The organism is Neorhizobium sp. P1_A6 (assembly GCF_056406795.1).
This window is the reverse complement of the sequence record NZ_JBFTZM010000014.1, coordinates 92,781-111,567: the sequence shown is the minus strand read 5'-3', so window position 1 is coordinate 111,567 and position 18,787 is coordinate 92,781. Positions and strand designations below refer to the sequence as shown.

23 protein-coding genes are annotated in these 18,787 nt (G+C 61.6%); 9 read left to right on the top strand and 14 right to left on the bottom strand.

Features of this window, described 5'->3' with window-relative positions:
* The 3 genes from AC1D3C_RS24265 to AC1D3C_RS24255 form a co-directional block, all read right to left on the bottom strand.
* On the bottom strand, positions 1 to 551 hold a 551-nt coding region (locus AC1D3C_RS24265; RefSeq protein ID WP_477484657.1), incomplete at its 3' end, for a YceD family protein.
* A gap of 6 nt (positions 552 to 557) precedes the next feature.
* The gene (locus tag AC1D3C_RS24260; protein WP_477484656.1) at positions 558 to 1,109 is read right to left on the bottom strand and encodes a ubiquinol-cytochrome C chaperone family protein; all 552 of its coding nucleotides are present in this window, start codon (positions 1,107 to 1,109) and stop codon (positions 558 to 560) included.
* Positions 1,060 to 1,413: a hypothetical protein gene (locus AC1D3C_RS24255; RefSeq protein WP_477484658.1), complete on the bottom strand. Its 354-nt coding sequence runs from the start codon at positions 1,411 to 1,413 to the stop codon at positions 1,060 to 1,062. The genes AC1D3C_RS24260 and AC1D3C_RS24255 overlap by 50 nt, the downstream gene beginning before the upstream one ends.
* Between AC1D3C_RS24255 and AC1D3C_RS24250 the strand changes: the two genes are divergently transcribed.
* Positions 1,334 to 1,852, top strand: a complete 519-nt coding sequence (locus tag AC1D3C_RS24250; protein ID WP_477484655.1) for an outer membrane protein assembly factor BamE — start codon at positions 1,334 to 1,336, stop codon at positions 1,850 to 1,852. The two genes, AC1D3C_RS24255 and AC1D3C_RS24250, sit on opposite strands and share 80 nt — an antisense overlap.
* Positions 1,853 to 1,934: 82 nt before the next feature.
* Here AC1D3C_RS24250 and AC1D3C_RS24245 read toward each other — a convergent pair whose 3' ends face one another.
* From AC1D3C_RS24245 to ribH, 4 genes are all read right to left on the bottom strand, one after another.
* Positions 1,935 to 4,076, bottom strand: coding sequence for a sodium-translocating pyrophosphatase (locus AC1D3C_RS24245; protein WP_477484654.1), 2,142 nt, complete (start codon positions 4,074 to 4,076; stop codon positions 1,935 to 1,937).
* A 219-nt stretch (positions 4,077 to 4,295) separates the two neighbouring features.
* Positions 4,296 to 5,519: an MFS transporter gene (locus tag AC1D3C_RS24240; RefSeq protein WP_477484653.1), complete on the bottom strand. Its 1,224-nt coding sequence runs from the start codon at positions 5,517 to 5,519 to the stop codon at positions 4,296 to 4,298.
* A 33-nt stretch (positions 5,520 to 5,552) separates the two neighbouring features.
* Positions 5,553 to 6,032 (bottom strand): transcription antitermination factor NusB, encoded by a 480-nt coding sequence (gene nusB / locus AC1D3C_RS24235; protein WP_477484652.1) that lies wholly within the window; start codon positions 6,030 to 6,032, stop codon positions 5,553 to 5,555.
* A 3-nt stretch (positions 6,033 to 6,035) separates the two neighbouring features.
* Complete coding sequence (gene ribH / locus AC1D3C_RS24230) at positions 6,036 to 6,494, bottom strand: 6,7-dimethyl-8-ribityllumazine synthase (protein ID WP_038541855.1); 459 nt, start codon at positions 6,492 to 6,494, stop codon at positions 6,036 to 6,038.
* A gap of 207 nt (positions 6,495 to 6,701) precedes the next feature.
* Between ribH and AC1D3C_RS24225 the strand changes: the two genes are divergently transcribed.
* The gene (locus AC1D3C_RS24225) at positions 6,702 to 7,223 is read left to right on the top strand and encodes a GNAT family N-acetyltransferase (protein WP_247137298.1); all 522 of its coding nucleotides are present in this window, start codon (positions 6,702 to 6,704) and stop codon (positions 7,221 to 7,223) included.
* A gap of 15 nt (positions 7,224 to 7,238) precedes the next feature.
* Here the strand turns inward: AC1D3C_RS24225 and AC1D3C_RS24220 are convergent, their stop codons facing one another.
* From AC1D3C_RS24220 to AC1D3C_RS24200, 5 genes are all read right to left on the bottom strand, one after another.
* On the bottom strand, positions 7,239 to 7,853 hold the full coding sequence (locus AC1D3C_RS24220; protein ID WP_247137299.1) for a riboflavin synthase: 615 nt from the start codon (positions 7,851 to 7,853) through the stop codon (positions 7,239 to 7,241).
* Entirely contained in the window at positions 7,853 to 9,157 is a 1,305-nt protein-coding gene (gene ribD, locus AC1D3C_RS24215; RefSeq protein WP_477484651.1) for a bifunctional diaminohydroxyphosphoribosylaminopyrimidine deaminase/5-amino-6-(5-phosphoribosylamino)uracil reductase RibD, read from the bottom strand. The genes AC1D3C_RS24220 and ribD overlap by 1 nt, the downstream gene beginning before the upstream one ends.
* Before the next feature lie 2 nt (positions 9,158 to 9,159).
* Positions 9,160 to 9,639, bottom strand: coding sequence for a transcriptional regulator NrdR (gene nrdR, locus AC1D3C_RS24210; RefSeq protein WP_007771094.1), 480 nt, complete (start codon positions 9,637 to 9,639; stop codon positions 9,160 to 9,162).
* A gap of 62 nt (positions 9,640 to 9,701) precedes the next feature.
* Positions 9,702 to 10,991: a serine hydroxymethyltransferase gene (gene glyA / locus AC1D3C_RS24205; RefSeq protein WP_038541848.1), complete on the bottom strand. Its 1,290-nt coding sequence runs from the start codon at positions 10,989 to 10,991 to the stop codon at positions 9,702 to 9,704.
* 177 nt (positions 10,992 to 11,168) lie between these two features.
* A complete protein-coding gene (locus tag AC1D3C_RS24200) occupies positions 11,169 to 12,500 on the bottom strand; it encodes a L,D-transpeptidase family protein (protein WP_038549005.1) in 1,332 nt (443 codons plus the stop codon).
* 420 nt (positions 12,501 to 12,920) lie between these two features.
* On the opposite strand from AC1D3C_RS24200, the gene AC1D3C_RS24195 reads away from it, so the two are divergent.
* Positions 12,921 to 13,142, top strand: coding sequence for a hypothetical protein (locus AC1D3C_RS24195; protein WP_038541847.1), 222 nt, complete (start codon positions 12,921 to 12,923; stop codon positions 13,140 to 13,142).
* Positions 13,143 to 13,263: 121 nt separating this feature from the next.
* Positions 13,264 to 13,500, top strand: coding sequence for a hypothetical protein (locus AC1D3C_RS24190; RefSeq protein WP_038541845.1), 237 nt, complete (start codon positions 13,264 to 13,266; stop codon positions 13,498 to 13,500).
* Positions 13,501 to 13,632: 132 nt separating this feature from the next.
* Here the strand turns inward: AC1D3C_RS24190 and ldtR are convergent, their stop codons facing one another.
* Complete coding sequence (ldtR, locus tag AC1D3C_RS24185) at positions 13,633 to 14,148, bottom strand: transcriptional regulator LdtR (protein ID WP_038549003.1); 516 nt, start codon at positions 14,146 to 14,148, stop codon at positions 13,633 to 13,635.
* Between the two features lie 233 nt (positions 14,149 to 14,381).
* Positions 14,382 to 14,819, bottom strand: a complete 438-nt coding sequence (locus AC1D3C_RS24180) for a DUF6163 family protein (protein WP_038585526.1) — start codon at positions 14,817 to 14,819, stop codon at positions 14,382 to 14,384.
* A gap of 117 nt (positions 14,820 to 14,936) precedes the next feature.
* On the opposite strand from AC1D3C_RS24180, the gene AC1D3C_RS24175 reads away from it, so the two are divergent.
* The 5 genes from AC1D3C_RS24175 to AC1D3C_RS24155 all read left to right on the top strand — a co-directional run bounded on the left by AC1D3C_RS24175 (position 14,937) and on the right by AC1D3C_RS24155 (position 18,747).
* A complete protein-coding gene (locus AC1D3C_RS24175; protein ID WP_477484650.1) occupies positions 14,937 to 15,317 on the top strand; it encodes a cupin domain-containing protein in 381 nt (126 codons plus the stop codon).
* Between the two features lie 93 nt (positions 15,318 to 15,410).
* A complete protein-coding gene (hemB, locus tag AC1D3C_RS24170; RefSeq protein WP_477484649.1) occupies positions 15,411 to 16,424 on the top strand; it encodes a porphobilinogen synthase in 1,014 nt (337 codons plus the stop codon).
* A 61-nt stretch (positions 16,425 to 16,485) separates the two neighbouring features.
* Positions 16,486 to 16,944 (top strand): RDD family protein, encoded by a 459-nt coding sequence (locus AC1D3C_RS24165; protein WP_247137304.1) that lies wholly within the window; start codon positions 16,486 to 16,488, stop codon positions 16,942 to 16,944.
* A 126-nt stretch (positions 16,945 to 17,070) separates the two neighbouring features.
* Positions 17,071 to 17,832, top strand: coding sequence for an arginyltransferase (locus AC1D3C_RS24160; RefSeq protein WP_038541835.1), 762 nt, complete (start codon positions 17,071 to 17,073; stop codon positions 17,830 to 17,832).
* Positions 17,833 to 17,841: 9 nt separating this feature from the next.
* Positions 17,842 to 18,747 (top strand): DMT family transporter, encoded by a 906-nt coding sequence (locus AC1D3C_RS24155; RefSeq protein ID WP_247032087.1) that lies wholly within the window; start codon positions 17,842 to 17,844, stop codon positions 18,745 to 18,747.
* Positions 18,748 to 18,787: the final 40 nt, after the last annotated feature.

The window sequence follows — 18,787 nt, the reverse complement described above, 5'->3', positions numbered from 1 at the left end:
TCCTTAAGGACGGCAAAGGGATTGGGGCGTCCGGACTTTTCATCCGGATCGCCTTCCAGGTGATCGGCGAACTCGACGCCGGGTTCGCGGGGATAGGGATCGATCGCAAGTGCTGCGAATTCGGCAACCACTTCGCCGACATCGATCGTGTCGCCGACAAACATTTCCGGAAGATCGGGACCATCGGGATCGATCACCATCTCCGCCGTATCGCTGGTGACGACCCGCGCGAGCTTCGACCCTTCAGGCACGAAGATCTGCTCGAACGGCTCGTCTATCTTCGATGCCACCGGCTCGAGCGTGACGACCGAGGACTGGACGATATCGGCCTGGACGCGTCCCTTGAGACGCACGCCATCCTTCTTCCAACGGGCGATCTGGAGTTCGGCCTTCAACGAACCGACCGAAACGACCTGCCACAGCTTTGCGAGACCTTCCAGCTCGCGCGCATCCGCCTCGAGCTTCACGGTCACCGCATTGGCGGAAATATTCCCGACTTTGACGGGATAGGAAAAGGGAGGCTTTTCGCCTGAGCCACTGTCGTTCTTCATCAAACCTCACTCTTCTCGCGGCAGCGGACCCGGCAGGGGCAAAACCGCGTGCCCGCGGGAAATCTCATCTTCGGAAATGCCGGCGAGCGCCCTCTCCGCAACGATCATCCAGTCCGCCAGCCCTCGCATCCCAGGCGCATCCTCCGTCTTGGGATAGATATTCCGGCTGAGGGCCGAGGCAAGCGCCCCGCTGTCCTTGCCTTCAAGAGCGGCGGCATAGGTCTCCACCCGGCCATAAAACATCCCGGCCAGCTTTTTCATGCGCTTCGGCACGCTCTGGTCGCCGATGCCGAGCTCGCGGATGGAGTGGTCGATATCCTGGAAAAAAGCGTCGACGATCTCCTGGGCCAGCTCCTGCCCGCTCGAATCGGACTTCGCGGTGCGCCGGAAGAACAGGATCATCACGATCGAGAGCATCTCGAAACGGCCCATGACCGTGTCCGGTACGTCCAGATCGCTATAAAAGAACGGTACACGCGCCATCGACGTCAAGGTCGAGTATTGGCGGTCAACAATCGCGTGGTTCTGGTTTTTCTTCTTGAAAAGGCCGAAGATCATCTGAATTCCCGTTATTTGCCTCCAGGAATGGGCCAGCCTGCCGCCGGCCATGTTGCATGGAAACGAAAGCTGGTTTACCGAAGCATGCACGAATTGCAATGCCGTTCCGCCGGATCAGCGAACGGGGTGGGATCTTCGCGGCCTTAACATCCAGGTCGGGATCGGTCTTATGTCCCTGAATAGCCACAATGGTAGGGTCAGCAGGGGCAGGTTGAGTTTGGGGGATGCCGTTGAACAAGCGGGTTTTCGGATACGAGATGACATTCTTGAGTAAAACCGCGATGGCAATGGTCGTCGCATCCATCACCGTCTCGGGTTGCACGTCCATGCATATCGGCGACACCATGTATAACGGCTACGTGGTCGACCAGAAATCGCTGGAACTCATTCCGGTCGGGTCGAGCCGCGAGCAGGTGCTGCTGACGATGGGCACGCCCTCGACGACGGCCACCTTCGATACCGAGGTGTTCTATTACATCTCGCAGAAACGCGAGCGTGCGGCGGCCTTCATGAAGCCGAAGATCGTCGACCAGACGGTACTCGCCATCTATTTCGACAAGGACGGCGTCGTCGCCCGTCGCGCCAACTATGCGATGCAGGACGGCAAGGTGTTCGACACGATTTCGCGCACGACACCGACCGGCGGCCGCGACCTCACCTTCCTGCAGCAGCTGCTTTCCGGCGGCGGCTCCGGCGCAGGCGGGGCAGCAGCCCGCAGCATCCTGTCCGGCTTCGGCAAGTAAGCACCAGAAAACGGATACAAAAATCCAAAAAGCCCGCGAGGATCACTCCTCGCGGGCTTTTTTGTCTGGCTTGGTTCAGAGATCAGCCGGCAAGCACCGCCAGTAGCAGAAGTGCCACGATATTGGTGATCTTGATCGCCGGGTTGACGGCCGGGCCCGCCGTATCCTTGTAAGGATCGCCGACGGTATCGCCGGTAACGGATGCCTTGTGGGCTTCCGAACCCTTCATATGGCGGGTGCCGTCCTTGTCGACGAAACCGTCCTCGAAGCTCTTCTTGGCATTGTCCCAGGCGCCGCCGCCCGAGGTCATGGAGATCGCCACGAACAGGCCGTTGACGATAACGCCGAGCAGCGATGCCCCGAGGGCAGCAAAGGCAGAAGCCTTGTCGCCGCCGGAGATCAGCAGAACGCCGAAATAGACGACAATCGGCGCCAGAACCGGCAACAGAGACGGAATGATCATCTCGCGAATCGCAGCCCGGGTCAGGATGTCGACGGCGCGGCCATAATCCGGCTTTTCAGTCCCCGCCATGATGCCCGGCTTTTCGCGGAACTGCTTGCGCACTTCCTCAACGATCGAGCCCGCGGCGCGGCCGACGGCGGTCATCGCGATGCCGCCGAACAGGTAGGGGATCAGGCCGCCGAAGATCAGGCCGGCAACGACATAAGGGTTGGAGAGGCTGAAGGAGATTTCGCCGATGCCCTGGAAGTATGGATATTGGGCGGGGTTGGCGGCGAAATATTGCAGGTCGTTGGAATAGGCGGCAAACAGAACCAGAGCACCAAGGCCCGCGGAACCGATCGCGTACCCCTTGGTGACGGCCTTGGTCGTGTTACCGACCGCATCGAGCGCGTCGGTCGACTTGCGCACTTCCGGCGGCAGGTGCGCCATTTCGGCGATGCCGCCGGCATTGTCGGTGACCGGACCGAAAGCGTCGAGCGCCACGATCATGCCGGCCAGGCCGAGCATGGTGGTGACGGCGATGCCGGTGCCGAACAGACCGGCGAACTGGTAGGTGGCGATGATACCACCGACGATGACGATCGCCGGAAGAGCGGTCGATTCGAGCGAGACCGCAAGGCCCTGGATGACGTTGGTGCCGTGACCGGTCACAGATGCCTGAGCGATCGAGTTCACCGGGCGCTTGTTGGTGCCGGTGTAGTATTCGGTGATGACGACGATCAGCGCCGTCACCACGAGACCGAGAAGGCCGCAGATGAAGAGGTTCGTACCGGTGATCGGCTTGCCGGCGACGGTGCCGATCGTGCCCCAGCCGATGGTGATCGAGGTGGCGATGGCAAGACCGACGATCGACAGCAGGCCGGTGACGATGAGGCCCTTGTAGAGCGCGCCCATGATCGAGCCGTTGGAGCCGAGCTTGACGAAAAAGGTGCCGATGATCGAGGTGATGATGCAGGCGCCGCAGATCGCCAGCGGGTAGACCATGACGGTTGCGAGGATCGGCGCGCCGGCGAAGAAGATTGCCGCAAGCACCATGGTGGCGACGACGGAGACCGCATAGGTTTCGAAGAGGTCGGCGGCCATGCCGGCGCAGTCGCCGACGTTATCGCCGACGTTATCGGCAATCGTCGCCGGATTGCGTGGATCGTCTTCCGGAATGCCGGCTTCCACCTTGCCGACGAGATCGCCGCCGACGTCGGCGCCCTTGGTGAAGATGCCGCCGCCGAGACGGGCGAAGATCGAGATCAGCGAAGCGCCGAAGCCGAGCGAGACGAGCGCGTCGATGACTTCACGCGAGCCGGTCGGATGGCCGAGGCCGGCGGTCAGAATCCAGTAATAAATCGAGACGCCGAGGAGAGCGAGGCCTGCCACCAGCATGCCGGTGATGGCGCCGGATTTGAAAGCGATGTCGAGACCGGCCGCAAGGCTTTGGGAAGAAGCCTGGGCGGTGCGCACGTTGGCGCGGACCGAGACGTGCATGCCGATGAAGCCGGCAGCGCCCGAAAGCACGGCGCCGATGACGAAGCCGACCGCAGCGGTGCCGGACAACAGAACCCAGGCAAGGATCGCCACGACGACGCCGACAATGGCAATGGTCATGTACTGACGCGTCAGATAGGCCTGTGCGCCTTCACGGATATATCCGGCGATCTCCTGCATGCGGATACTGCCCTGATCGGCAGCCAGCACGGAACGCGTCGCCCAAACGGCATAAATGATCGATAGCAACCCGCACACGATCACACCCAGAATTACAGTCATTCGCTTTTCCTCTCCCTTAGCGCCGGGTGGTCCATACCCTCCGGCCGTGCACCCCTGCAGCGGCGCACATCCACGGGATGAGCAAAGACCGCCGCAATACTCCACAGTGCGCATTCCCGCGCAGCCGACCGCTCCCCTCCCAAGGAATCCGGGATCGCCTGCGCGGACGGGAGATTGCGGTGGAGATGAATTGGCGTCAAGCCCCGAAGGGACAAGACTCTAGGCGGATTTCACGGAAGAGCGTTTGAACATCAGCGCCAGCACCAGACCGAGGCAGACGATCGTGACCGGCCAGATGATCAGATTCATGAACGACCAGCCATAGGCGGTGAAGATCTTGCCCGAGGAGAAGGAGGACAACGCGACGGTGGTGAACAGGATGATATCGTGAAAACCCTGCACCTTGTCGGCCTCGTGCGGACGGTAGCTGGAGGCGACGATCGCAGTCGAGCCGATGAAGGCGAAATTCCAGCCGATGCCGAGCAGCACCAGAGCGCCCCAGAAGTTCCAGAGCTCGATGCCCATATGGGCGATCACGGCGCACCCCATCAGGATCACCAGCCCGGCGGCGACGATCTTTTCGACGCCGAAGCGGGAAATCAGCATGCCGGTGAAAAAGCTCGGCGCGAACATGGCGAGCACATGCCACTGGATGCCGAGGGTGGCCATTTCCGACGGGAAACCGCAGCCGATCACCATGGCAAGCGGCGCGCCGGTCATCATGAAGGTCATCAGTGCGTAGGAGGAGATGCCGCAGATCATGCCGGTCAGGAACCGCTGGGTGACGACGATCTCGCCGAGCGGGCGCGCAGGCACCGAAGCAGTGTGACTGCCGCTCATCTGCGGCAGTTTCAGCGGCGACAGCATCACCAGCGCGATCAGATAGAGCGGAATGACGGCCACGAAGGCGCCGGCGAACAGCACTGGCGACAGCAGGTCCTTGGTCCAGATCGCAAGTTGCGGTCCGAGAACCGCCGAGACGATGCCGGCCGCGAGAATCCAGGAGATCGCCTTCGGCTTGTAGAATGAAGGCGACGCGTCGGCAGCGGCAAAGCGGATCTTCTGACTGAAGCCGTTGCAGAGGCCGATCAGAAGCAGGCCGGTCGCAAAGAGCCAGAAGTTCGCATGGAAGAGCGCGATCGCCGCGGTCGCGGCACCGAGCGCTCCGAGGACCGAGCCCAGCATGAAGCTCGTCTTGCGGCCGAGGAACCGCGAAGCGATGGCAACCGCGATAGCGCCCGCCGCCATGCCGATATTGAAACCGGTCAGCGGCGCCGTCGCCAGCGACTTGTCGTCGCCGAGCAACTGGTACCCGACGAGGCCGCCAAGCGCGAAGACCAGAGGCGGCGCCGAACCGAGGACTGCCTGGGCCCCGGCCAGCAGGGCGACGCTGCGCCGGGCGGTGTTCATCTGTGTCTGAAGACCGTTCACCGCACCGTCCATGCCTGTCCCATCCCGACTTGTTTTTTTAGTTTGTTATTTCTTGGTTTCGCCGCGTACCTGCTTGGCAATGCGATCGAGGACGGCGTTGACAATGCGGGGCTCTTCCTCTCCGAAGARGGCGTGAGCGATCTCGACATATTCGGTAACGATGACGGCTACCGGCACGTCCTTGCGCTCGAGGATTTCGAACGTACCGGCGCGCAGGATGGCCCGCAACGTCGAATCGAGACGCGACAGCGGCCAGTCTTCCTGCAGCGAGGCGCGGATCAGCGGATCGATCTTCACCTGGTCGCGCACGACGCCGGCAACGATCGAGCGGAACCAGGAGGCGTCGGCCTTCAGATAGGTGTCGCCGTCGAGTTCCTGGCCGAGGCGGTGCGCCTCATATTCGGCAACGACCTCCAGCACGCCGGTCCCACCGACATCCATCTGGTAGAGCGCCTGCACAGCCGCCAGGCGGGCGGCGCCGCGCTGGTTTGCCGGCTTGACCGGGTGTTCGCCTTCCTTTGCCATCAATCAACCACCGTTCAGCTTGTCACGCAGCGCGATCATGGTCAGCGCCGCACGGGCGGCGAAGCCGCCCTTGTCCTTGTCCGAACGGCGGGCACGCGCCCATGCCTGTTCGTCGTTCTCGCAGGTGAGGATGCCGTTGCCGATCGCCAGCGATTCCGACACGGCGAGGTCCATCAGGGCACGGGAGGATTCGTTCGAGACGATGTCGAAATGGTAGGTCTCGCCGCGGATGACCATGCCGAGTGCGACGAAACCGTCGTAATCGGTGCCGCCCTCTTCCGACGCATCGAGCGCCATGGCGATTGCCGGCGGGATTTCGAGCGCACCCGGAACGGTGACCACGTCATAGGTCGCCCCGGCCGCCTTCAGCGCATGGGTCGCACCGTCGAGCAGCGCATCGGACATATCGTCGTAGAAACGCGCCTCGACGACGAGGAGGTGTGGAGCGGTTTCGCGTGACATGATTCACCTTTGTTCAAATCGGCCCAGCATGAGATCGATATCGCCTTCAAAGCGGGCCGATATTCATATGGGTCTCGGGCAGGTGGCGGTCAAAACACGCTCTGAGGGGAATGGCAAGCAATTTTCGCTGAACGCAGCGATGCGAATCGGGAATACCTGAGCGAGCAGCGATAAAGATCGGTGCCATCCCGCACCATGGAGCCCGCCATGACCACCATCCCGACCCTCGAAACCGAACGGCTGATCCTGCGTCCTCATCGACTGGAGGAGTTCGAGACCTATGCGGAATTCTGGGCCGAGCCGGACGTGGTCCGCTATATTTCCGGTATCCCCTCGTCCCGCGAAACCAGCTGGAGCCGTATGCTGCGTGTCAACGGCATGTGGCACCTGATGGGTTTCGGGTTCCTGGCGATCGAAGAGAAGGCAACCGGGCGTTTTCTCGGCGAAGCGGGCTTCCAGGATATGCGCCGCGAATTTCAGCCCTCGATCGAGGGGACGCTCGAGACCGGCTGGGCACTCATCCCTTCCGTCCATGGCCGCGGTTACGCGACCGAGGCGGTGGGCGCGATGATCTCCTGGGGCGAAGCACATTTCCCCGATCGCAGGATGACCTGCATCATCAGCCCTGAAAACGGCGCGTCGCTGAGGGTCGCTGCGAAGCTCAGCTTTCGCGAGTTCGCCCGCGCCGACTACCATGGCCCGATCGTGGTGATGGCGCGCGAAAACTGAGCGGCCGGCAAGCCGTCAGCTTTTCGCCGGGAATTCCGCAAGCCGTGCTGCGTAACGCGCCATCGTGTCGACTTCGAAATTGACGAAATCACCCGCCTTGCGATCACCCCAGGTGGTGACGGCGAGCGTGTGGCGGATCAGCAGAACGTCGAAATCGGTGCCCTCGACGGCGTTGACGGTCAGCGAGGTGCCATCCAGCGCTACCGAGCCCTTCGGAGCCACAAATCGGGCAAGCGCTTCGGGTGCCCGAAGACGGATGCGGACCGCCTCGCCTTCATGTTCAATGCCGAGAATTTCCGCCTTGCCGTCGACATGACCGGAGACGATATGGCCGCCGAGCTCGTCGCCGATCTTCAGCGCCCGCTCGAGATTGACGCGCGTGCCCTCGGTCCATTCAGCGATCGTCGTCAGCCGCAGCGCCTCTTCCCAGGCCTCGACCTCGAACCAGCGCTCGTTGCTGCCTTCGTCCGGCAGGTTTGTCACCGTCAGGCAGACGCCGCCATGGGAAATCGAGGCGCCCATGTCGATGGTTTTCGGATCGTAGTTGGTGGCGATCCTGAGCTTGACGCCTTCGTCCATGGGCGTCGTTGCCGCGACCGTGCCGACATCGGTGACAATTCCGGTGAACATCAGAAACCTCTTTCGTATTCGAAGCAGCGATCCGGCCCGAAGCTTTCCTCGCGCACGAGCTTAAATCCTGCCGGCATATCGGATGGCGTCAGCGGCGATTCAAGCCCGCCCTCGCCGACAATGCCGGGCCCCTGGAACAGGAGGATGCGGTCGACGAGATTTGCTTCGAGGAATGTCTTTGCGATGGTTGCGCCGCCCTCGACCAGAAGCGAGGACATGCCGCGAACCGCAAGGATCGCCAGGAGGATGTCGAGTTCGGTGGCGTCCATGATCTCGACGCCGGCGGATTGGAGGGCCGCGGCCTTCGAGGTCAGATCACCTTTGGCGATGGAGCGCGGAGCCCCCCCCCCCTCTGCCCTGCCGGGCATCTCCCCCTCAAGGGGGGAGATCGGCAAGGAGCCTGCACCCTGCGCAATTCCAGGCGGCTCCTCTGCCGCCCCGATATCGGAGCTTGAATGGGACGGATGAGCCTGCCGCTGATCGATCTCCCCCCCTGAGGGGGAGATGCCCGGCAGGGCAGAGGGGGGTGTCGCCCCAGTCTCCAAGGAAGAAGGCGCCGCCACGACAATCACCGGCACGTCCCGCGCACTCTTCACCAGCTTGGAATCCAGCGGCAGTTCAAGCCGACGATCCAGCACGATGCGGATCGGAGAGCGTTTCTCCAGCCCCGAAATGCGCACCGTCAACTCCGGATCATCCGACAGCACCGTGCCAATGCCGACCAGAATCGCGTCGGCTTCGGCCCGCAGCCGGTGCACTTGCGCCCGCGCCTCGGGGCCGGTGATCGACACTTCCTCGCCGCGGCGGCCGAGCATGCCGTCGGCGGAAACGGCAAGCTTCAGAGTCACATGCGGGCGGCCCTTCGTCTGGCGGGTAAGGTAGGCGGCGAGCGCCCGGCGCCCCTCCTCCTCCATCAGGCCGGTTTCCACGACAATCCCGGCATCGCGCAAAATGGCGATCCCGCGGCCGGAGACGCGCGGATCGGGATCGGTCAGCGAGATGACGACGCGAGCGACGCCCGCCTCGACGAGCGCGTTGGCGCAAGGTGGGGTACGGCCATAATGCGAGCAGGGTTCGAGCGTGACATAGACGGTCGCTCCCCTCGCCTTCTCTCCGGCAATATCGAGCGCCTGGGTTTCCGCATGCGGCCGCCCGCCGGGCGCGGTGACGGCAGAGCCGACCACCTCGCCGTCCTTGACGATCACGCAGCCGACCGAAGGATTGGTGCCTGTCTGGCCGGTATGAAGCCGCGATAGGCGCAGTGCCGACGCCATGAACCACCGGTCTTCGGCAGCGCTCGTCATGGCTACGGCTCGATGCCGGGATCGCGGGCGATCTTGGCGTTGATCTCCTGGATCACCTTTTCGAAATCCTCTGCATGGGAGAAATCGCGATAGACAGAGGCGTAGCGCACGAAGGCGACGTCATCGAGGCTTTTCAATGCTTCCAGCACCTGCAGCCCGATCTCTTCCGACGAAATCTCGTTCTCGCCCGAGCTTTCGAGCCGGCGCACGATGCCGGAAACCGCCCGTTCGATACGGTCATTGTCGACCGGGCGCTTGCGCAGCGCGATCTGGAAGGACCGTACCAGCTTGTTGCGGTCGAACGGCACCTTGCGGCCGGTCTTCTTGGTGACCATCAATTCGCGAAGCTGCACGCGCTCGAACGTCGTGAAGCGACCGCCGCAATCCGGGCAGATACGCCGCCGGCGGATGGAGGTGTAATCCTCCGCCGGACGACTATCCTTGACCTGCGTGTCTTCCGAACCGCAATAGGGGCAGCGCATCGCCTCTCCTTAGGCTTGCAAGAGGGACCGCGAAATGCGGCCCCCATTGGTACCAGTTGGGATCACATGTAGGGATACATGGGGAAGCGGCCGGTGAGCGCCACGACCTTGTCGCGCACGGCGGCTTCGACGCCGGCATTGCCTTCGTCGGAATTGGCGACCTTCAGGCCGTCGAGAACCTCGATGATGAGATTGCCGATCTCCTTGAATTCCGCTTCCTTGAAACCACGCGTCGTGCCAGCCGGGGTGCCGAGACGGATACCGGAGGTGACGAAGGGCTTTTCCGGGTCGAAGGGAATGCCGTTCTTGTTGGTGGTGATGTAGCCACGGCCGAGAGCCGCTTCGGCGCGTTTGCCGGTGGCGTTCTTCTTGCGCAGGTCGACGAGCATCAGGTGGTTGTCGGTGCCACCGGAAACGATGTCGAGGCCGCCGGCCATCAGCGTTTCGGACAGCGCCTTGGCATTCTTGACGATCTGCGCGGCATAGTCCTTGAAGTCCGGCTGCAGCGCTTCGCCAAAGGCGACGGCCTTGGCGGCAATAATGTGCATCAGCGGACCGCCCTGCAGGCCCGGGAAAACGGCGGAATTGAACTTCTTGGCCAGTTCTTCGTCATTGGTCAGGATGACGCCGCCGCGCGGACCGCGGAGCGATTTGTGGGTGGTGGTGGTGGCGACGTGGCAATGCGGGAACGGCGACGGATGCTGGCCGCCGGCAACCAGACCGGCGATGTGAGCCATGTCCACCATCAGATAGGCGCCGACCGAATCGGCGATCTCGCGGAAACGCTTCCAGTCCCAGATGCGGGAATAGGCGGTGCCGCCGGCGATGATCAGTTTCGGCTTGGTTTCCTCGGCCTTGCGCTGCACCTCGTCCATGTCGAGCAGGTTGTCGCCTTCGCGCACGCCGTAGGAGACGACGTTGAACCACTTGCCAGACATGTTGACCGGCGAACCATGCGTCAGGTGGCCGCCCGAGTTGAGGTCGAGGCCCATGAACGTATCACCCGGCTGCAGCAGCGCGAGGAACACCGCCTGGTTCATCTGGGAACCGGAATTCGGCTGGACGTTGACGAAATTGACGCCGAACAGCTTTTTGGCGCGCTCGATGGCGAGTTCCTCGGCGATGTCGACGAACTGGCAACCGCCGTAATAACGCTTGCCCGGATAACCCTCGGCATACTTGTTGGTCATGATCGAACCCTGCGCCTCAAGCACAGCGCGGGAAACGATGTTCTCCGAAGCGATCAGCTCGATTTCGTGGCGCTGGCGACCCAGTTCCTTCTCGATCGCGCCAAAGATTTCCGGATCGGATTCTGCGAGCGGGCGGGAGAAGAAGACGTCGGTGTTCGACATGTGCGAGGCTCCTCAAAGGGGTGGGCATTGCAATGTCGCGTCTTAGCCTTACGCCTTGCGCAGAGCAATACGGGGAACGACATTTGCTCGCCGGAAGACGCGGAGATACTCTTAGAAAACGAAAAAGCCGCACCCTTGGCGGATGCGGCTTCTCATGGACGGAAAAAGAAGCAGATCTTATTGCGGCAGCAGATCGTCGTCGGCAGCGCCGGCCGGCTTTTCGATGCCGGTGGTCGTCTGCAGCGCCAGTTCCTGGTTGCCGTCACGCTCGTAGATGTCGTCGCGGAACTGCACGACGCGGTCCTTCGCAGACCAGGCGGTGATGTAGACGATATAGACCGGCACTTCGACGGCAAGCTTAATCGGGTTGTTCTGGCGCGTCGAGATCACCCGCTCGATCTCCTGGCGCGACCAGCCGGTTGTGTCGCGCAGCAACCAGGTGATGAGGTCGCGGACGTTCTGAACACGCATGCAGCCGGAGGACTCAAAGCGCATCAGCTTGTTGAACAGGCCCTGCTGGGGCGTGTCATGCATGTATTCATTGTTCGGATTGTGGAAGTTGATCTTCGTTGAGGCCATGGCGTTGATCTTGCCGGGGTCCTGCCGGAACATCAGATTCGGCGCCTTCGGCGCGAACCAATCAACCGTTTCCGGCGCCACTTCGTTACCCTTGCCATCGATCAGGCGGATGTTGTTGCGGGTGAGATAGGTCGGGTCCTTGCGCATCAGCGGCACGATGTCCTTCTCGACGATCGAGCGCGGCGCGGTCCAATAGGGGTTGAGGATGACCTCGTAGATCTTCGAGTTGATGGCGTGCGTCGGACGGTCGATGCGCCCGACGACGGCATTGGTTCGCAGCGCCACACGGTCGTTCTCCACCGCCTCGATATAGGCGGCCGGAATATTGACCATGACGTAGCGGGGGCCGAGATCGCCCGACATGGACTGCAGGCGCACCAGATTGGTACCGAGTTGGCGCAGGCGCACGTCGGCCGATATGTTCATCGCCTTGACGGTAAATTCGCCCATCACGCCATCGGCGGGCAGGCCATGACGGGCCTGAAAACGCTTCACAGCTCCGTCGACATAGCTGTCGAACGAGGAAGACATGCCCGCCTCGCGCGGCAGGTCGCCCGAAATCATCAGGCGCTGGCGCAACTGCTGCACGGACGGATCAACGACGCCTAGGCGCAGGCGCTGCTGGCCGGGATTGACCTCGGGCCAGCCGCCGTTTGCAACGATCTGCTGGTAGTCAACCATCGCCTGCTGGATGTTCGCCGGTCCGCCGGCGCCGAGCACCGGATTGTTGGAGACGACATTGACGGCGGTTCTGGATGCGGCCTTGGCGTCGAACTGGTCGTCCCAGGTGCCGCGGCGAGGCGCATTGATCAAATCATCCATCGCCGTCTGGGCGAATGCCGGCGCTGCAAGTGCGGCAACACCGGCAGAGACGGCCGTGCGAAGCAAGGCACGGCGGGAAAGAGCTTCAGATCCGATCTTCTTCGACATCATAGTACCCATCTGGTCCCGAGCAGCATCAAAGACGCCTACAGGGATATGGTTAAGAACGCGCAAAAAATTAGCGCAGCCGCAAAGGGCTTCGTCGTCATCGCAATGTTATGAAAGCGCGAATTCCCGCCAGCCCGTTGCATCCAGCCGGTCCCATAGCAATATGGCCAATTCGTGTCAGGTACTTGCGCGTCACAAAGCCGTGTTGGCACGTGATTTTTTCAAGCGGCATATGCGCCACACCCTGCGAGTGCAAGCGACCCCGGAAGTTCTCCCGGACCGTCGATCCGGGACCTGCTTTTTTTTAAGAAACCGGCCAAGCATTCCGGACACAAAACCCCCGTTTGAAAACGTAAAAGCCGTAAGCCTCGGACAAGCGGCTTGGCTAAAAGTTGCCCGTCAAAGTAAGGAATATGAGAATTGAACTGGTACCCGATCGAAGCCCTTGAGCCTGGAAAGCTGGCTGTCCTGCATTTTCGCGACGAAACCGCGCCGCAATGTGTCGGCTATGTCGGACAGGACGGCGTCTGCGGATGGCCCGAAAAGGTGACGGGCCGCAGGCCGGACGGGTGGCTCGACCTTTCCTCACTGTTTGCGGGCATGACAACCGAAATACGCCGGGCCCCGGCGGCCACGTTGTAGGCAGACATTACGCCGCAAACGGACGTAACGGCATGTATTCCGACGCCCACGGCAGAATACGGCTATCAACCCGGCCCCCATACTGGTAGGCACCCCATACATCACCCATTGGAGAGCTACCGTGACCCTGGACGAAAAATACCAAATTATTGTCAATGCTTTCCAGAACAACAAGTTTGGCGTCTCGCCGACCTCCACACGCGGGGCCGTCCAGAATTATTGCAAAAAGCACGGTCTCCAGGGCGAAGACTATACCGAGACCCTCGCCTCAGCGATGACTGCCGGCTTGATTGCCCAGATGGCGGATTCGGCCCTCACCATCCGAAACGCCGGCCGAGCCCTGCTGGCCCAGCGATAGGCTGCATCTGCCAGAAGGCGGCTTGGCTAGCACGCAAACAAGCGTAACGGCGCGTCTTCCGACACCCCGTTACGCTTTTGCGTAGCACCGCATGACTGGAGGTAATGGAGTGTTTCGCAAGCCCCCGGTGGATTAAAGGCGGTAAAGGATCTGGTCGTTCCAGAAGCGGTCGAGGCGCTGGAGCAGCTTGTTCATCTGAGAGAATTCGCCCTCGCCGATGCCGCCGACCTTTTCGATCGAGCCGATATGGCGCTCGTAGAGCTTGCCGACGGTTTCTGCGATCGCCTGGCCTTCCGGCGTCAGGCTGATGCGGACCGAGCGGCGGTCGATGCGCGAGCGCTGGTGGTTGATGAAGCCGAGGTCGACCAGCTTCTTGACGTTATAGGAGACGTTCGAGCCGAGATAATAACCGCGGGAGCGCAGTTCGCCGGCTGTCAGTTCCGAATTGCCGATGTTGAAAAGCAGGAGCGCCTGGACGGCGTTGACGTCGTCACGACCCTGGCGGTCGAACTCGTCCTTGATCACATCGAGAAGGCGGCGGTGGAGGCGCTCGACCAGATGCAGCGATTCCATGTAGAGGGCGCGAATGGTGTCTTCATGCGGATCTGCTACTGCCGGTGCCGCCTGCGGCTTCAGTTTCGTGTTCATCATGACTGCCTCATCCTGTTTTGTTTGGCGGTGTTTGTTTCTTCCCGCCTTGAGACAGACACTATCCAATACGCATAAAATTCGACTTAAAACATAGGCTTAACAAGCGCTTAACGCGTTCGTTCGAATCCCGGCCCGCCCTTGCCGGCCTGGGATGTGATCATTCAGATTTAAAATAAATCAATCACTTAGCGGCGATTTTCTGGTCAATTCAGGCCGTCAAAGCTTTAATTTCAAGGTGAATCAATTCTTACCCGCTCCGCCTTGCGGCGCGCCTCGACCCATAGTGAGAGCCGAAATACGACATAGAGCGCTGCGACGAGGCCGTGCATGAGGGGCACGAGCCGGTTGTGTCCGAAAATCTCCGGCCAGACGATATACATCGACACCTGCGAGATTGCAGCGATCGTCCAGAGCACAGGCCCCCAGGAAACGGTGAGCCACAGACCGAGCGAGGCAACTGGAAACAGCACGGCAAGCGAAGACGCCGCTACCTTCCAGGGAAGCGTCAGCAGATCGAAGCGGGCCATGCCCTTCAGCGAATAACCGACCAGCATCGCCCAATATTGCAGGCCAAACCAGAAACAGGCGATCGCGATCAGCCTGAGGAAGGCCACGTAGAGAATTTCGGTCAGCGTGCGCTTCGGCACCGTGAGTGAATCGGGTTCCATGGGACTACATTAGCCGCCACGGTCGCCGCCCGCCAGTACCAGCCTGTCGTCTGCACGATCGTTCAAGAGCCCTGCGCCTTGTCCTGATAGGGTTTGCCGCCAATCAAAGGAGAAGGCATGACCCAGCGGAACTTTTCACATACGCCGATAAACCTCGCTGAGAAGCTGGAACGGATACCCGATCTCTGGCAGCAGCGCGTCGTCGCCGAAATGAACGATTACCAGTTCAAGCTCGTCCGCATCGAAGGCGATTTCATATGGCACGATCACCCGGAGACGGATGAAGCCTTCATCGTTATCGAAGGCCATTTGCGGATCGACTTCCGCGACGGCAGCGTTGAGATCGGCCCGGGCGAAATGCTCGTGGTGCCGAAGGGCGTGCAGCACAAGCCGTTCGCTGAAAAGGAGGTGAAGATGATGGTGATCGAGCCGCGTGGCGTTTTGAACACCGGCAACGAGGGCGGCGAACGTACGGCTCAAAACGATCTCTGGATCTAGCCCGGGCCTCAACTGCGGCGATCGTTCCCATTCGCAAATGGCGTGCTGCATGATAATGACGCGCGCACGGGAAGAGAAGTTGGAGACTTTGCCATGGACAAGACGCATCTGGTCGACGAGATCACCGGCCACCGCCGCATGCGGCGCAACCGCAAGGCCGACTGGACGCGTCGGCTGGTGCAGGAGAACCGGCTGACGGTCGACGATCTGATCTGGCCGATCTTCATCGTTCCCGGCACCGGCATCGTCGATCCGATCGCCGCCATGCCGGGCGTCAGCCGCATGAGCGTCGACAAGGCGGTCGAGGCGGTGAAGGAAGCGGCCGATCTCGGTATTCCGGCGATCGCCACTTTCCCCGATATCGAGATGGAACTGCGCGACGAGACCGGTTCCAACAGCCTGGTCGCCAACAACCTGATCAACCAGGCGACCGCCGCTTTCAAGAAAGCCGTGCCGAATATCGGCATCATTACCGACGTGGCGCTCGATCCGTTCACCAGCCACGGCCATGACGGGATCCTCCGGGACGGCGTGATCGTCAACGACGAGACGGTCGACCAGATCGTCCGCGCCGCCGTCATGCAGGCGGATGCCGGCGCCGACATCATCGCGCCTTCGGAAATGATGGATGGCCGCATCGGCGCCATCCGCCGCGGGCTGGATGCAAGCGGTCACCAGGATGTCGGCATCATGTCCTACGCGACGAAATTTTCGTCCGGCTTCTACGGCCCCTATCGCGAGGCGATCAACACCAGCGGTCTCCTGAAGGGCGACAAGAACAGCTATTACATCTCGCCGGCCAACGGCACCGAAGCAGTGCGGGACGCCGCCCTCGACGTCGAGGAAGGCGCCGATATGCTGATGGTCAAGCCCGGCATCGCCTATCTCGACATCTGCTGGCGCATCAAGGAAGCGTTCGGCCTTCCCGTCTTCGCCTACCAGGTCTCCGGCGAATACACGCAGATCAAGGCGGCGGCCATGAACGGCTGGATCGACGGCGACCGGATCATGATGGAGACACTGCTCTGCTTCAAACGCGCCGGCTGCGACGGGATTCTTTCGTATTTTGCGATGGACGTGGCCAGGAAGCTGGCGAAAAACGGATAAGCCTTGTTGCCGCGGCGGTCTCTTCCCATATCATCGGGGAGAAACAGGAGATGTTGAAACGATGAGCCTCGACCCGAACCCGGCCTATGCCGCACCGGACGACTGGCGCGCCTATAGCGGCGTTCTTTCTCGCCGGGTGTTCGCCTTCATCATCGACTATGTGATCGTGCTCTTGCTGTGCATTCCGGCTGCCGTCGTGGTGTTTTTCCTCGGCATCATCACGCTCGGCCTCGGCTTCATGCTCTATCCGGTGTTGTTCGTGATCGTCGCGCTTCTCTATTTCGGGATGACGCTCGGCGGCTCGGCTCAAGCTTCGCCCGGCATGCGCGCCATGGGGCTCGCCATGGTGCGGCTCGACGGCCGGCGGATGGATTTCCTCACCGCTATGGCCCACACCGTGATCTTCTGGATCATCAATTCGGTGCTGACCCCGCTCATTCTGCTCGCGGGCCTGTTCATCGAGCGTTCGCGCCTCGTGCACGACCTGCTGCTCGGCACTGTCGTGGTGCGTACGTCGTAACGATTACGCTACTGGCCGAAAGTTTATGGCACTAGCCTGCCGCCTGCCGCAGCATATGGTTGACGTTTTACTTTTATGCGCCATGGTATGACATTACGACCCTAAAGACCGGACTGCCACGACGCAATGAATACCCAGGCAACGCCCTCACCGCAGTTCTACCTGACGGCCCCGGCAGTTTGTCCCTATCTCCCGGGTGAAATGGAGCGAAAGGTCTTCACTCACCTGGTAGGCGCTCGCGCCGCCGAGATGAACGACCTACTGACCCAGGGCGGTTTCCGCCGTTCGCAGAACATCGCCTATCGGCCGGCCTGCGAATCATGCCGCGCGTGCATTTCCGTGCGCATCCTCGCTCACGAGTTCGAGCCCGTGCGCTCGATGAAACGGGTCCTTGCCACCAATCGCGACGTGATCGCGACGGTCTACCCCGCGCAACCCTCCACCGAACAGTTCTCGCTCTTCCGTCGTTATCTCGACGACCGCCATCAGCGGGGCGGCATGTCCGACATGTCGGCGCTCGACTATGCGATCATGGTCGAGGACACGCATGTCAACACCCGCATCATCGAGTACCGGCGCCGCGAGCCGGGCTCCGGCATCAGCGTCGAGCCGAAGGGGGAATTGCTTGCCGTCGCGCTTACCGACATGATGAGCGACGGCCTGTCGATGGTCTATTCCTTCTTCAATCCCGAGTATGAAAAGCGCTCGCTCGGTACGTTCATGATCCTCGACCATATCGCCCGCACCAGGACGCTCGGCCTGCCGCATGTCTATCTCGGCTATTGGGTGAAGGGTTCGGCGAAGATGGGCTACAAGACCCGGTTCCAGCCCCAGGAACACCTGACCCCGCGCGGCTGGGAAATCTTCGATCCCGCCACGGACATCTGAAATCATCCCATGAACGATCATAAAAAGGGCCTCGTGCTCACCGCAATCGGCGGCCTTGCGCTCTCCTTCGACGTGCCGCTGGTGCGGCTCGGGCATGGCGAAATGTGGTCGACTGTCGTGCTGCGCAGCACCGCGACCTTCGCCGCCGCCATCATCCTGTGGCTGCTCGTCCGGCGCTTCGGCTCGACCCGTCCGGTGCTGATCCCCGGAAAGGCGGGTCTTGCCGCCGGCTTCTGCTACGGTATTTCGACGATCGCCTTCCTCGGCGCCGTGTTCAACACGGCGACCGCCAATGTCGTCTTCATCGTCGCCTTCACGCCCATGTATGCCGCCGTTCTCGGCTGGCTGGTCCTCAAGGAGCGCCCCTCGCCTTCGACACTCGTCACCATGCTGGTGATGTTTTTCGGCGTCGGCCTGATCGTCTCGGGCGGGCTTGCCGGCGGGCATATTTTTGGCGACATCCTCGCGGCGACCGCTTCGTTCCTGCTGGCTCTGGCGATCACGCTCAGCCGGGCGGCCCGCATCGACATGGGCTTCGTGCCGCTCGTCGCGACCATCATACCGGCAACGATCGGGCTCTCGTTCGTCGGCGCGTCTTCGCTTGCCGGCACGGGCGGCTTTTCAGTGGCGGATCCCATCTGGGTGATGTTCGACGGCGCGATCATGATGCCGCTCGCCTTCTGGTGTCTTGCAACCGGCCCGAAATATCTCTCCGGCCCCGAAGTCGGGATGTTCTACCTGCTCGAAACCATCCTCGCACCGATCTGGGTCTGGCTGATCTTTTCCGAGATCCCATCCTCCCGCACGCTCTTGGGCGGCTCGATCCTCGTGCTGGCGCTAATCGGTTATTCGGCCTGGCAGATGCGGCGGGTGGAGAGGTTGCGGGCCAGGGCGGTAGCCTCGCAAGCGATTTGATATTCGCGAGCGCCCTTATATGTGGTAGCGTCTCCACACT

Excerpts from the sequence above, each read along its gene's own strand:
- hemB (WP_477484649.1), top strand. The coding sequence starts at position 15,411 with ATGGACAAGACGCATCTGGTCGACGAGATCACCGGCCACCGCCGCATG.
- AC1D3C_RS24180 (WP_038585526.1), bottom strand. The coding sequence starts at position 14,819 with ATGGAACCCGATTCACTCACGGTGCCGAAGCGCACGCTGACCGAAATT.
- AC1D3C_RS24200 (WP_038549005.1), bottom strand. The coding sequence starts at position 12,500 with ATGTCGAAGAAGATCGGATCTGAAGCTCTTTCCCGCCGTGCCTTGCTT.
- AC1D3C_RS24260 (WP_477484656.1), bottom strand. The coding sequence starts at position 1,109 with ATGATCTTCGGCCTTTTCAAGAAGAAAAACCAGAACCACGCGATTGTT.
- AC1D3C_RS24175 (WP_477484650.1), top strand. The coding sequence starts at position 14,937 with ATGACCCAGCGGAACTTTTCACATACGCCGATAAACCTCGCTGAGAAG.
- AC1D3C_RS24245 (WP_477484654.1), bottom strand. The coding sequence starts at position 4,076 with ATGACTGTAATTCTGGGTGTGATCGTGTGCGGGTTGCTATCGATCATT.
- AC1D3C_RS24220 (WP_247137299.1), bottom strand. The coding sequence starts at position 7,853 with ATGTTCACCGGAATTGTCACCGATGTCGGCACGGTCGCGGCAACGACG.
- AC1D3C_RS24255 (WP_477484658.1), bottom strand. The coding sequence starts at position 1,413 with ATGGATGCGACGACCATTGCCATCGCGGTTTTACTCAAGAATGTCATC.
- AC1D3C_RS24240 (WP_477484653.1), bottom strand. The coding sequence starts at position 5,519 with ATGGACGGTGCGGTGAACGGTCTTCAGACACAGATGAACACCGCCCGG.
- AC1D3C_RS24160 (WP_038541835.1), top strand. The coding sequence starts at position 17,071 with ATGAATACCCAGGCAACGCCCTCACCGCAGTTCTACCTGACGGCCCCG.
- glyA (WP_038541848.1), bottom strand. The coding sequence starts at position 10,991 with ATGTCGAACACCGACGTCTTCTTCTCCCGCCCGCTCGCAGAATCCGAT.
- AC1D3C_RS24250 (WP_477484655.1), top strand. The coding sequence starts at position 1,334 with ATGCCGTTGAACAAGCGGGTTTTCGGATACGAGATGACATTCTTGAGT.
- AC1D3C_RS24165 (WP_247137304.1), top strand. The coding sequence starts at position 16,486 with ATGAGCCTCGACCCGAACCCGGCCTATGCCGCACCGGACGACTGGCGC.
- nrdR (WP_007771094.1), bottom strand. The coding sequence starts at position 9,639 with ATGCGCTGCCCCTATTGCGGTTCGGAAGACACGCAGGTCAAGGATAGT.
- ldtR (WP_038549003.1), bottom strand. The coding sequence starts at position 14,148 with ATGAACACGAAACTGAAGCCGCAGGCGGCACCGGCAGTAGCAGATCCG.
- AC1D3C_RS24225 (WP_247137298.1), top strand. The coding sequence starts at position 6,702 with ATGACCACCATCCCGACCCTCGAAACCGAACGGCTGATCCTGCGTCCT.
- ribD (WP_477484651.1), bottom strand. The coding sequence starts at position 9,157 with ATGACGAGCGCTGCCGAAGACCGGTGGTTCATGGCGTCGGCACTGCGC.
- AC1D3C_RS24155 (WP_247032087.1), top strand. The coding sequence starts at position 17,842 with ATGAACGATCATAAAAAGGGCCTCGTGCTCACCGCAATCGGCGGCCTT.
- ribH (WP_038541855.1), bottom strand. The coding sequence starts at position 6,494 with ATGTCACGCGAAACCGCTCCACACCTCCTCGTCGTCGAGGCGCGTTTC.